This is a genomic window from Pseudomonas lini (assembly GCF_964063345.1).
In the GTDB taxonomy this organism is placed as follows: Bacteria; Pseudomonadota; Gammaproteobacteria; order Pseudomonadales; family Pseudomonadaceae; genus Aquipseudomonas; species Aquipseudomonas lini_B.
Genome location: NZ_OZ061318.1, coordinates 5,014,142 through 5,027,355, shown reverse-complemented (window position 1 = coordinate 5,027,355; position 13,214 = coordinate 5,014,142). Strand labels below are relative to the sequence as shown.

The following is a 13,214-nucleotide window of genomic DNA, read 5'->3' as shown; positions in this document are numbered from 1 at the left end:
AGCAACCGGAGTCATCCCCTTCAGCGGAGTATCAAGCCTTCAATCTGGATTCAGAATTGAGGGCATTGAATTCCAGGATCATCCAAACATGGCAAATGCATCGCCGTTGGCTGGCAAGCTGAAGAGCTGTCCATCCGCGGTCTGGATTTGCTCGATGGTATCGGAACCGGCAAACCAGTCCTTGAGCTGTACACCTTCCTGCGGAACCTCTCCTGGACTAACACTCGATCGGTGCAGGTAGAGGTCATTACCGACTCGATCAACCAGCAGTTCGGCACTGCTGATGTACGACAGCACTATTTTGTCGGAGACGCTGACACCATCGTCCTGGATCGTCACCAATGCCGAGGTGTCGACGTTGTAGGTATCGTCACCCTCGCCACCAAAGGCCGAGCCACTGGCTTGCAGAACCAGATTGTCATCGCCAGCACCACCAAACAGCGAAAAGCCCGAGCCCGTGCCGGTCAGCAGATCGTTACCGTCACCACCGTCGGCCATGCCATGCACCACCGTGATGACGTCGCCCCCAGCCTCACCATAGGCCTGGCTGCCCTCGTCGTTGCCAGCGGTGACAATGGTGTCGTTGCCATTGCCGCCATACAAGGTGTCAGCCTGCGGCCCATTGATCAGACCATCAAGCGTGAATGGCCCGATCTGGGACACCAGCCCGCCGTAGAGGTAATCGTTGCCGTCGCCACCATAGATGACGTCGTTACCCAACCCGCCTTCAAGGTAGTTGACGTTGGCATCACCGGTCAGGGTGTCATTGAAGTGACTGCCCACTACGCGCTCGATGTTGCTCAATACATCACCTTGCGCATCGCCACCCTGATTGACGCCAGTCAACAGGTTGATGTTCACGGCGCTGGCACTGGTGATGTACATGGCGCTGTCCTGACCGTCGCGGCCGTCAATCACATCCGCACCTGCACCACCGATAAAGACGTCACCGAACCGCGACCCCAACAACGTGTCATCAAAGTTGCTGCCCTGAAAGAACTCGATGTTGGTGAAGGTGTCACCCTCGGCATCACCGGCGTTGGCATTGGTGGTCAGGTCGATGGTCACCGCGGCGTCCGAAAGCTCGTAACTGACCAGATCCTGCCCAACGGCACCGTCCAGGCCCATGGCGGTGGTACCACCATAGAAAATGTCGTTGTAGCTCGACCCCTTGATCGCTTCGATGTCGGTGAAGGTATCGCCCGCCCCGATCCCGGAGTACACCCCGGTCTTCAGGTTGATGGTCATCGCCACGGTGCTGTCGGTATAACCCGCCGTGTCATAACCGGCGCCGCCGATGAACTGGTCAGCACCCACGCCACCGTACAGCGTATCGTTGCCCGAACCACCGTACAGTATGTCGTTACCCGAACCACCGGCGATGATGTTGTTATTGGCATTGCCCCAACCGGTGAAGTCCTCGCTGCCGACATAGGTCAGACGCTCGATGTTCTCCGCCATGTAGGTGTTGCTGGGGTTGATCACCGACACGCGCACTTCATCATTGCCGCCATCGGCCAATTCGACGATGGACGCTGTAGCGCCGTTGTTGATGTAGTAGATATCGTCGCCGGCACCGCCTTCCAGTGTGATCGTCGGTGCGGTGTGATCCGGGCCGACGGCGAAGGTGTCGTTGAACGCCGAACCGATGACGTTCTCGATGTTGGCCAGGGTGCTGCCTTCGGCATCCCCGCCGCTACCCACCACGCCCGTACCAAAGCGGACCTCAACGTTGACGCCGGTGGCCGAGGTAGAGTAATCGACCGTGTCGTTACCGGCCCCGCCATCGAAATCCATGCCCTGACCATCGCCGACAAAGGTGTCGTCGTAGTTCGAACCCTTGATCGCTTCGATGTCGGTAAAGGTATCGCCCGCCCCGATTCCGGAGTACACCCCGGTCTTCAGGTTGATGTTCATCGCCACGCTGCTGTCGGTATAACCGACGGTGTCATAACCGGCACCGCCGATGAACTGGTCCGCGCCCGCGCCGCCGTACAGCGTGTCGTTGCCCGAATTACCGACGATGACGTTGTCGTTGGCATTGCCCCAGCCGGTGAAGTCTTCACTGCCGACATAGGTCAGACGCTCGATGTTCTCCGCCATGTAGGTGTTGCTGGGGTTGATCACCGACACGCGCACTTCGTCATTGCCGCCATCGGCCTGCTCGACGATGGACGCGGTAGCGCCGTTGTTGATGTAGTAGATGTCGTCGCCGGCACCGCCTTCCAGTGTGATCGTGGGGGCGGTGTGATCCGGGCCGACGGCGAAGGTGTCGTTGAACGCCGAACCGATGACGTTCTCGATGTTGGCCAGGGTGCTGCCTTCGGCATCCCCGCCGCTGCCAGCGATGCCCGTGCCAAAACGGACCTCAACGTTGACGCCGGTGGCCGAGGTAGAGTAATCGACCGTGTCGTTACCGGCCCCGCCATCGAAATCCATGCCCAGTCCATCGCCGACAAGGATGTCGTCGTAGTTCGAACCCTTGATCGCTTCGATGTCGGTAAAGGTATCGCCCGCCCCGATTCCGGAGTACACCCCGGTCTTCAGGTTGATGTTCATCGCCACGCTGCTGTCGGTATAACCGACGGTGTCATAACCGGCACCGCCGATGAACTGGTCCGCGCCCGCGCCGCCGTACAGCGTGTCGTTGCCCGAATTACCGACGATGACGTTGTCGTTGGCATTGCCCCAGCCGGTGAAGTCCTCGCTGCCGACATAGGTCAGACGCTCGATGTTCTCCGCCATGTAGGTGTTGCTGGGGTTGATCACCGACACGCGCACTTCATCATTGCCGCCATCGGCCAATTCGACGATGGACGCTGTAGCGCCGTTGTTGATGTAGTAGATATCGTCGCCGGCACCGCCTTCCAGTGTGATCGTCGGTGCGGTGTGATCCGGGCCGACGGCGAAGGTGTCGTTGAACGCCGAACCGATGACGTTCTCGATGTTGGCCAGGGTATCCCCCTCCGCATCCCCGCCCCACCCGGCCACGCCCGTACCAAAACGGACCTCAACGTTTACTCCGGCGGCCGACGTCGAATAATCGACCGTATCGGCACCGGTACCGCCATCCAGCGCATCCGCACCGGCACTCCCCATGATCACATCATCGCCACCCAGCGCATTGATCTCGTCATCACCGCTGGTACCTGTCAGCGTATCCACGCCGTTTGTCCCGTCTATCACTGTCATTGCGACATCTTCCTTGCCATGTTGTTGAACCAGATACCTGCCGCCACAACGACCTGCAAACGCAGGTCACTGACGAATCTTTCAATAAACGAAGCCTTGGCGATTTATCGACACAAACGACACTAAGCTTGAGACCACCACTGCAAAATCTTTAACGCCACCGACACAAACAAAACAGGCGACCGAAGGCCGCCTGAATAGAAAGTGAACGTCAATGCTGGATCAGTTTGGCAACCAGCCCTCGACCCAGTAGTTGAGGTTGTTGCCCTTGAGCATGTAATCGCGCAGCACTTCTTCGCGCAGCGCATCGCCCATGCGGTAGCTCGCATCAGGGTCGGACAGGTGCATGCGGATTGCCTCGAGCCATTCCTCGGTGCTGTTGCTCACGACCTTGGTGCAGGGCAAATAGCCGCGATAGGCTTCAGTGTCGGTGCAGATCACCGGATAACCGCAGGCGCCGTACTCCAGCAGACGCAGGTTGCTCTTGCAGTCGTTGAAGATGTGAAATTCCAGCGGCGCCAGTGCCAGATCGAGGTTCAGGCTGGCCAATTTGGCCGGATAGGCCTGCAGGCCGATGCTGGGATGGAACTCATGGACAAATGGACGCAAAGCCGGCGGACACATGCCGAAGAACACCCATTCGACTTCGTTGGCCAGCAGGCGTACCACGTCCGCAATGATCGCCAGGTCTCCATCATGACTCGTCCCGCCGCCCCAACCCACGCGAGGTTTGCGAGAGGTGCGGCGCTGACTGGTGAGCCCGGTCCAGAGGTGCGGCGCAAGCATGTTCGGGACGACCCGGATATCGTGATGCATGTCCCGCAATGCATCGGCCAAAGGCTGGGTCGAGACCACAACCCGATCACACAGCCCTATGCCACGGCGCACTATTTTATCGACCCCGACCTCGGCCTTGCGCAGGTGCGCGTTTTTTTTCGGGACATCAATCACATAATCGTCAAGTTCGAAGATGCGCAAAGCGTTCGAACAGTTTTTGACTCGCTCAACCTCATCGACCGCATTCTGGCTATAACGCCCCTGCAACACGATCACGTCGGGGGAGCACCGTTCAAGGTCAATGTCTGTCGGCGTGTGATAACTCAGGTGCCCCACCACGCGCCCGGCCGCCTCCAATTCACGGAACGGCTGGGCAACCCGGTAATGGCCCACTGCAGTGGTATTGATTGGAATCGCCAGAATCTTTGGCAAAAGCTGACGCGAGAACGGGTCCCAACCCTCCTTGAACCCCGGCTCCAGACTGAAGTTGCTGGTGCCCAGACTCAGATTGGGATTGTAGGCCGGGTCCCTGGCTATCACCGGCAACCATCGCTGGTAAAAACTGTGTTGCTCTGCCTGCAATACCCTGGGAGCTGGATTGAAGGCAGAGGATGGAACCACTCGCATCAATTCGGCGTAGGGAGTCCACACCACCAGGTATCCGTTTTGCTTCACACGCAGGCAAAAGTCAGCGCCATTAAGTGTTTGCGCCAGATTTTGCTCGTCCAGGCCGTGCAGATCATCAAAAACCTTCTTGCGCACCAGCAGGCAATCGATGCCCACGGCACTGAAGTTCTGCACGGCCTGCTGGCGCTGCATGTAACCCGACGTATTGAGTGGCTCGCCACGATTGGGAACACCAATGACACCCCGCAACCCCAGTACCTGGGCCGTTCCCTCGATACGCCCTTGCGGACTCACCAGCCGACCGCCGACCACGCCGACTTCCGGACGCTGAGCGTGGTTGAGCAACTCGTCGAGCCAGTCAGGATTGACGACGATGCTGTAGGGACTGAGAAACAACAAATAGTCACCACGGGCGTGGCCGGTAGCGAAGTTCTGCACTGCCGCCAGATTGTCGCCATGATCACAGTGCAACACCCGAAGTTTGTCACTGCCCATTTGCTCCATGGCCGACAGCCAGTTGCAGGCATCAACAGCAGTGCTGCCATTGTCGACAATGAGAACTTCATAGCGTTGGCAGGCGGTTTTCTCCAACAGACTTTCGATGCAACGCTCCAGGGAACTCAGTTCATCGCGGGTCGCAATGACGATCGAGACCATGGCCGGCTCATCATGCAGGTAGTCCACACGATTGATCATCGGCTGGCTGCCGGAGCGAATCCGGTGCGGTGCGCCGAGCCGCTGCAAATGCGCCGCCAACACGCGAGGGTTCTGCTCGATAATCTGCGGCTGCGTGAGCCACTGGGAGAGACGCAGAGCAGACTCCACGAGAATTTCAGCAATGTGCCCGATCGCGTGCGGCCCGTTGCTCTCCACCAGCCGCCAGACCAGATCATGCACACCCAGCTCGCCAAAACCGTGTTGCACGCCACCCAGTTCGATCATCCGTTGCCGCTGCAAGGCCAGCACGCGGCCGACATAGGGATAGCTGCGCATCAGATCGAGGTTGAAGTCCGGCTTGAACACCGGCTCGACCGAGACGTCATCACGCAATCCGCCCTCATCACTGTAGAGGCAGCGCACGTCAGGCATTTCCACCATGCGCTCTGCCAGCAACAGTAAAGCCAGTTCATTCAAGCGATCGCCCGCGCGAACCAGATAGATCCAGTCTGCATTGTCCAACTGGGCCAGCAGGCGATTGAACTGGGCAACCGGCTCATCATCCAGGTGCATGTAACGCACACCGTCGCATGGCTCGTGCTGCAATTGGGACAGCACTACCACTTGCTCGGCGGCGTAGGTCTGATGACGAATGCTCTTGAGTGTCTCTTCCAGTGCCGGAACATCGCCGTCGCTGTCGAGAACAATCGGCACGATGCGCGGACGCCAGCTCCAACCCTGCAAACGGGCGTCGAGCAAACGTTGCTGGGCCGGTTTCAAACGACGGCACGACAGCCATTCCCGGTACATGTCGGCAAAGCTGTCGCACTCGACGCCTACCCGGGTATGCACCATCGTTTGAATGAAGCCCAGTTGCCGGCCCAGCGCGGTTTCTTCCCAGGCATAGGCGTGCCCTTCAACCGCATCGGCCAGCGCCATATAACGCACCCAACCCGGCGCAGGCGCAGGCTCACCACTGCGCAAGGCAAGCATCTGCTTGAGCCAGTCGAGCTCTGTCATGACCGCAGCCTTGACTGGCGACTGATTGCTTAGCCGCGCCGGATGCAAACGCTCAAGGCTCGACACCTGACTCACCACCACCAGATTGCCACGCCGTAGCAGACAGGCGAACAAGGCGAAGTCCAGACGAGCAATAAAACCTTCGCCTATCTGGGTCAGGGCCGGCAAATATTCCAGTGCATGCTGGGTTCGCAACAACGCCCCGCTGAGGCCACTGAGAAAATTGACCAGACTGCTTTCCAGAATGCCCAGCAGATCCTCCCCCTTGAACAAGGTGACACCCGTGGAAAAACAGCAATTTTCCACACGGTCGGAAAGCAGGATGTAATCACCGTCGTAAAACTGCCGCTGGCCGATCACCAGGTTGACGTCGTCGTGGTCGATGAAGCCGACGATCTGCTGAGTGATGCATTCAGGGAGTAGCTGGTCGTCGTCGCACAGCAACTTCAGATAATCACCGCTGGCCTCTTGCGCACAGGCCATGAGGTTGGCCTGAAAACCCAGGCGCTGCGGATTGCGCACATAGCGCAGGCGAATCGAGACAGGCACCTCACAGGCATCGACGATCTCGCGGATCTCGTCGCCGCTGCTGTCATCGCAGACGATCACTTCAAGATTGGCGTAGGTCTGACTCAGCGCGCTTTGCAGTGCCGTCTGGAAGAACTGCGGGTTGAACGCGGGGATGGCGATGGTGACAAGAGGTGCTGGTTTCACGGCGGGAGAACTCGCGAGCGGCGGGAGCTTACTTCAACGAAGTGAAACTCCCCGAACCGCTGAATAAAGACGGTTTGCACTCGGCAGTCGCAAGCCTTCGCGAGATCATCGCGAAGGCCCTGACTCAGACTTTGTTGAACAGCCCCAACTGAGCAATCTTGCTGAACGCCAGTTGCGAGGCCTGCAGCATGGTCTGCTGCAGAGTCAGGCGGGTCATCACTTCGGCCGGATCGGAATCGCGAATGGCCGATTGGGTCTGGGTGTTGGCGAGTGCCAGACTCTGGTTGATATCAGTCTGTGTATCCAATGACGCACCGCGACCGCCTACAGAACTGATACCTGAGGCCAGTTGATCCATGCCGCTGGACAGGTTGCCAATACCGGCAGCGACGGCAGCGTTCATTTGTTGAATGGCAATCGGATTATTATTGGTTGGCGTCGACAGCGCTGATCTCAGCTGGCTGACGGTGTCCAGAATGTTTTGGGTCTGGTGCGTGTTCACCGCCACCGAGAACTGATCGCCTGCACCTGGTGTACCGGCCATGGTGAACGAGACACCTGACGCTGTCGCGGTCGTACCAGCCATGGTGCCGGTGGACACCGGTTTACTGTTGGCGGTCAATGGCGCGGCATAGAGTTCGAAGTTCGTGGCACTGGTGAACTTGAGAATCGCCCCGCCGCCCGGGAAGCTGGCATGGTAGTCGGTGTTGTTGGTCACAGAGGCTCCCGTCACCAGTGCGGCCGACGGGTTGCCCGGGCTGCGCGAAGTGTTAAAGCTGTCCGGCGTGGCTGCCAGCGTGAAGCTGTGCCCGGTGATCACAGTCCCCGGGACATCCCCCGCTTGCAGGTTGATGTTCAACTTCAGATCAATGCCACGAAAACTGACCGTCTGTGTGGCCGCACCACTGGTGGAACTGAACACGCCGTTCTGACTGGCCTCGGCGGTGACATCATTGCCTAACGAGTCAGTAATCTGCAGCTGCGTGCCACTGACGAAATTCACGGTGTAAGGCTCGCCGCTGCGGAACTTGGCATTGTAGGTGACATCGGATTCAACCTGACCGTTGGACAACACCACACGACCGTCATCGACCGCAGGCGCGGTGAGCGTGGCCTGAGTCCGGGTGGTGTTGATCGCTTGCTGGAACACATCCCAACCGGTGCTGTTGGTGGCCATCGACTGGGTATCGCCGATCGGCAGATCCAGCGTGACCTGATCACCGTTGTAGGTGTAGCTGCCATCAGTGTTACGGGTGAACGGCACCACATCGCCCTTGGATCCGGCGAAGATGTACTTGCCGTTTTCATCCTTGGTGTTCATCAGGCTGAGCAATTGCTCTTCGATCTGCCCCAGTTCGGAAGCGTTGGCCTGACGGTCGCCATCGGTATAACCAGCGTTACCGGCGCCCAGCGCCAGCTCTTTGGCGCGTTGCAGTACGTTGCCGATGCTGGTCATCACCGCTTCGGTCTGGCCGAGAGTGCCTTTGATGGTGGTCATGTTGGCCGAGTACTGATCAAGCATCGAAGCCTGTTGACCCAATTGCAGCAGACGCGAAGCGCCGACCGGATCATCCGCCGCGGTATTCACGCGAACCAGGCTGCTGGCCTCTTCGCTGCTCTTGACCACGTTGGAAAAGTTCTTCTGATAGTTGGCAGCAGAGGACTCGTAAAACTGGGCGGTAGAAATGCGCATGGGCTACGACTCCTTAAAGACTGTTGATCAGTGTGCTGAAGATTTCCTGCGCAGCCTTGATGATCTGCGAAGACGCGGTGTAGTACTGCTGATACTTGACCAGGTTGCCGGTTTCCTCATCGAGGTCGACACCCGACAGCGAATCGCGAGCCCCTTTGGCGTTAGCCAGAATCGCTTCGGTGGCAGCGCTGTCGAGCTTGCCCTGAGCAGCCTTGGCGCCAACACCCTCGACCAGTTTGCCGTAGGCGTCGTTCAGGGAAATACCGTTGCTGGCCGAACCCGTGTCCACAGTCTGCCTGGTCTGAAGGCCGGCCAATACGGTGCCGTTACGGTTGTCCAGAGAACCTGGCTGGCTCAGCGTCACGTTGATCGCCGTCGAGGTCGCCGGCGAGCCCGCGATGGTCATGTCGAACGTTGCAGTACGCTGCACGACTGGCGGTCCCGGATCATTGATCGCGGCACCGCTGGCATCGACCAGCGGAATGCTCAGGCTCAGCGTATTGCTCTGGCCGGGCACGATAGTGCCGCTGCTGAGCGGGTTACCCTGGGCATCGAGCATCTGGTAAGTCTGAGTCGTACCACCGGCCGCACCAAATACGATTTTGACCGGCGTCGAAGTCTTCAGGCCATTCTGGATCGTGGTGGTGGTCGCCGTGTCGTAGACATCGAATTTCGTAGTCAGGGTCGGTTGACCGCTGGCCGGAATCGTCAACGTGCCGCTGCCGCCCGGCGCAATGGCCGCGCCCAACGGTGCCGCGATGGCCAGACGCTTGGAGTCGGTCATCTCGGTCTTGATGTTGGTCGCCGCGTTGCGGGTCGGGGTGATCTTGAACGTGTCGCCGGCGGCTGCGGCGCCACCGGAAAGTGTCATGGAGAAACCGTCGATCACCGGTGGCGGCGTGGTCAGCGTGCTGAACGCGCCCATGGCGGTGCCTTCAGGCAGGCGCTGCACGGTGTAGTTCGTGGCGCTGGTGAAGGTGACCTTATAATCGTTGATAGTCAGCTTGCCGCTGTCTTCGATGCTCACGTCGAAGTTGCCTGAGCCGGCGCTGTTGCCGACCGCAGCAACGCTGCGCTGAGCCATTTGCGCGGCACTGTTGATGCTGTTGAACAGGTTCGAACCGAAGTCACCGTTCTTGTCGATGCCCTGGGCCTGGACGGTGTTCATCTGATCGGCAACGACCAGCGCCACGCGACCCAGCTCGTTCATGGCCGGGTCCAGCACGGTGCTGCGATAACGCAGCAAGCCGCCCATCTCGCCACCGGTCACCACCGAAGTGATGTCGATGGTGCTCGAACCGCGATTGAGCTGAATAGCCGAACGCGACGGGTCGTCTTTGCTCGGCACCACTTCCAGCTTGCTGGCGGTGTTGCCCATGACCAGCGGCTGACCGCTGCCCAGGTATATATCGAGGTTACCGTCACGCTCGATCACTTGCGCACCGGTGAAGGTGGACAACTGGCGCACGGTCTCGTTGCGCGCATCGAGCAAGTCGTTGGGCTGGCCGCCAGCGTTGGAAATTTCGGAGATTTTCTGGTTCAACTGGGCCACGGTGGCGGCCAGTTTATTGACCTGATCGGCCATGTCCGCCAGGTTGCCGTTGACGTTGGCGTTCTGCTGCGTCAACTGGCTGGAGATCGAGTTGAACCGGTTGCTCAGGGCTTGCGCATCGCTGAGCAGCAGTTGGCGGGAAGCATCGTCGCCCGGTTTGGCGTTGACGTTCTGTACCGAGGCGAAGAACTTGGTCAGAGCGCCATTGAGGCCAGTGCCGCTGTCCGACAGCAACTTATCGAGCGGGCTGATCTGCCCGGCGTAGGCCGCCGAGTCACTATTGAGCGACGTGGTGGTCTGCAGCTGCGCATCAATGTAGCTGTTGTACACCCGACGCACATCGGCCAGGGTCGTACCGGTGCCGATGTAGACATTGCCGAATTGATTCGAGGCCTTGGTGCCCTGCACGGTTTGCTGGCGTGAGTACCCGGAAGTGTCGGCGTTGGCAATGTTATTGCCGGTAGTCATCAGCGCGGTTTGGCTAGCAGATAAACCCGACATCCCGATATTGAGCAAACTCATGGTTCAAACCTTATACCTTGTGCCTATAAAGGCGTGGTGGAAGCGCCCGCCGCAGCGTAGTTTTGGTAACTCGTCATCTGCTTGGCTATCTGCGAAATTTTGCTTGCGTAATCCGGGTCGGTTGCATACCCGGCTTTTTGCAACTCGCGTACAAACTGTTCTGGGTTATCGGCCGACTTCAGCACATCTTGATAGCGATTATTGCTTTGCAGCAGCGTCACAAGGTCATGAAAGCTGTCCTTGTAAGAGCCGTAGGAACGGAACTCGGCCGTCTCCTTGACCTTCTCGCCATTTCTGAATTCGCTGGTGATCGCCCGGGCCGAATCGCCCTTCCAGTTACTGCTGGCCTTGATGCCGAACAGGTTGTGGCTGCTGCTACCATCCTGGGCGCGCATGACCGATTTGCCCCAACCGGTTTCCAGGGCAGCCTGAGCCACCAGATAACGCGGATCGACGCCGATGCGGTCGGCAGCTTCCTTGGCCAGCGGCAGCATGGTGTTGACGAATTCGTCGGCGGAACTGAAGGCTTTCTTCGCCGGTGCCAAGGGTATTTGAGCCATGGCACGACCATAAATCTGCAGGCGCCCGGTGGATGTCGTATCCGTTTGCGAAGTCAGCCAATCGCCGTTGTACAGGGAGCCGGAACCGGCCTTGGTGCTCTGCGGCACCTGGATATTGTTCTGCGCCGTTGTGGCGGTTGTTGCAGCGGTCGATGCCGATACCGATGCAGATGGCACCAGCCCGGCGAGCAAGCGGTCGGCCAGTTTCGGTGGCAATGCCAGACGCCGCTGATTGATCAGCGCCATGTCATTGCGATGAGCGCCCTCGCCCGCGCTTGTCGGCGTCTTCACCGAACGCGAAGCCCACAACGGGCGCTCACCATTGAGACGCGACAGCGGCCCGTTGGTGGCGACCGTACCGGCGGCAATCGGTGTTTCCACGGCGGCTTTCGCGGCAGCCTGTTTGGCGGCAGACGCTGCCGCGGCCTCACCCGGCGCCATCGGTTTGTTCTTCGACATCTGGCGCATCAGCACGTCCGCCAGGCCAATACCGCCGCCTTCGCGAGACATGGAAACGGCCAACTGCTGGTCGTACATTTCCTGGTATTGCTTGGCTGCCGGTGTGTTGAGCGGATTGTCCTCGCCCAGCGCTTCGGTGGCCGAGCGCATGGACTTGAGCATTTCACCAAGGAACAGCGATTCGAATTCCTGCGCCACTTTGCGCATGTTCGCATCGCTGTTCTTGTCGCCGACCTTGAGCTGGTTAAGACGGTTCAGGTCCGAGTAGGAACCCGAATCGCTGCTGCTGACCAGACCGCTTTTGCGCATATCCATGATCGCCGCCCTCAGATCACAATCAGGTCGGCTTGCAACGCGCCAGCCTGTTTCAGCGCTTCGAGGATCGCCATCAAGTCACCCGGTGCCGCGCCGACCTGGTTCACCGCACGGACGATTTCGTCGAGGGTGGTGCCCGGGCCGAACTTGAACATCGGCTTGGCTTCTTGCTGGGCGTTGACCCGCGAGCGCGGCACTACCGCCGTCTGCCCATTGGACAGAGGGCCGGGCTGGCTGAGGATCGGGTCTTCGGTGATGGTCACGGTCAGGCTGCCGTGGGTCACGGCGGCCGGGGAAACCTTGACGTTCTGGCCAATCACAATGGTACCGGTGCGCGAGTTGATGATGACTTTCGCCACCGCCTGACCCGGGTCGACTTCGAGGTTTTCGAGGATCGACAAATAGTCGACCCGCTGGCTCGGATCGAGTGGCGCAGTCACGCGAATCGAACCACCGTCGATGGCCTGGGCAACACCAGGGCCGAGCATGTTGTTGATCTTGTCGACGATGCGCTTGGCGGTGGTGAAGTCCGAACGGTTGAGGTTCAGGGTCAGGCTGTTGCCCTGATTGAAACCGCTTGGCACTGCACGCTCGACCGACGCACCGCCAGGGATGCGACCGGCCGACGGAACGTTGACGGTGATCTTCGAACCGTCACGACCTTCGGCATCGAAACCGCCAACCACCAGGTTGCCCTGAGCGATGGCGTAGACGTTGCCATCGATACCTTTGAGCGGCGTCAGCAGCAAGGTGCCGCCGCGCAGGCTCTTGGAGTTACCGATGGAGGCAACGGTAATATCCACCTGCTGACCCGGCTTGGCGAACGCTGGCAAGTCGGCACTGATCGAGACCGCCGCGACGTTCTTCAACTGCACGTTACCCGAACCTGCCGGCACCTTGATGCCGAACTGCGAAAGCATGTTGTTGAAGGTCTGCAGGGTGAACGGGGTCTGGGTCGTCTGGTCACCGGTACCGTTAAGCCCGACCACCAGGCCGTAGCCGATCAATTGGTTGGAACGCACGCCGGAAATACTGGCGATGTCCTTCAGCCGCTCGGCTTGAGCATCGAAGGCCACGGACAGCAACAGAGCGCCCGCTATGAGGCTTTTGAAATTCAACATAGCCA

6 protein-coding genes are annotated in these 13,214 nt (G+C 59.3%); all 6 read right to left on the bottom strand.

What is annotated here, in order from left to right; translation table 11 throughout:
• Positions 1-78: 78 nt before the first annotated feature.
• The 6 genes from AB3226_RS22725 to AB3226_RS22700 all read right to left on the bottom strand — a co-directional run bounded on the left by AB3226_RS22725 (position 79) and on the right by AB3226_RS22700 (position 13,209).
• The gene (locus AB3226_RS22725; protein WP_367374697.1) at positions 79-3,192 is read right to left on the bottom strand and encodes a beta strand repeat-containing protein; all 3,114 of its coding nucleotides are present in this window, start codon (positions 3,190-3,192) and stop codon (positions 79-81) included.
• 222 nt (positions 3,193-3,414) lie between these two features.
• A complete protein-coding gene (locus AB3226_RS22720) occupies positions 3,415-6,987 on the bottom strand; it encodes a glycosyltransferase (RefSeq protein ID WP_367374696.1) in 3,573 nt (1,190 codons plus the stop codon).
• A 124-nt stretch (positions 6,988-7,111) separates the two neighbouring features.
• Positions 7,112-8,680: a flagellar hook-associated protein 3 gene (locus AB3226_RS22715; protein WP_367374695.1), complete on the bottom strand. Its 1,569-nt coding sequence runs from the start codon at positions 8,678-8,680 to the stop codon at positions 7,112-7,114.
• Between the two features lie 13 nt (positions 8,681-8,693).
• Positions 8,694-10,754, bottom strand: a complete 2,061-nt coding sequence (gene flgK / locus AB3226_RS22710) for a flagellar hook-associated protein FlgK (protein ID WP_367374694.1) — start codon at positions 10,752-10,754, stop codon at positions 8,694-8,696.
• Between the two features lie 23 nt (positions 10,755-10,777).
• Positions 10,778-12,088 (bottom strand): flagellar assembly peptidoglycan hydrolase FlgJ, encoded by a 1,311-nt coding sequence (flgJ, locus tag AB3226_RS22705; RefSeq protein WP_367374693.1) that lies wholly within the window; start codon positions 12,086-12,088, stop codon positions 10,778-10,780.
• A gap of 11 nt (positions 12,089-12,099) precedes the next feature.
• Positions 12,100-13,209, bottom strand: coding sequence for a flagellar basal body P-ring protein FlgI (locus AB3226_RS22700; RefSeq protein WP_367374692.1), 1,110 nt, complete (start codon positions 13,207-13,209; stop codon positions 12,100-12,102).
• Positions 13,210-13,214 lie beyond the last annotated feature (5 nt).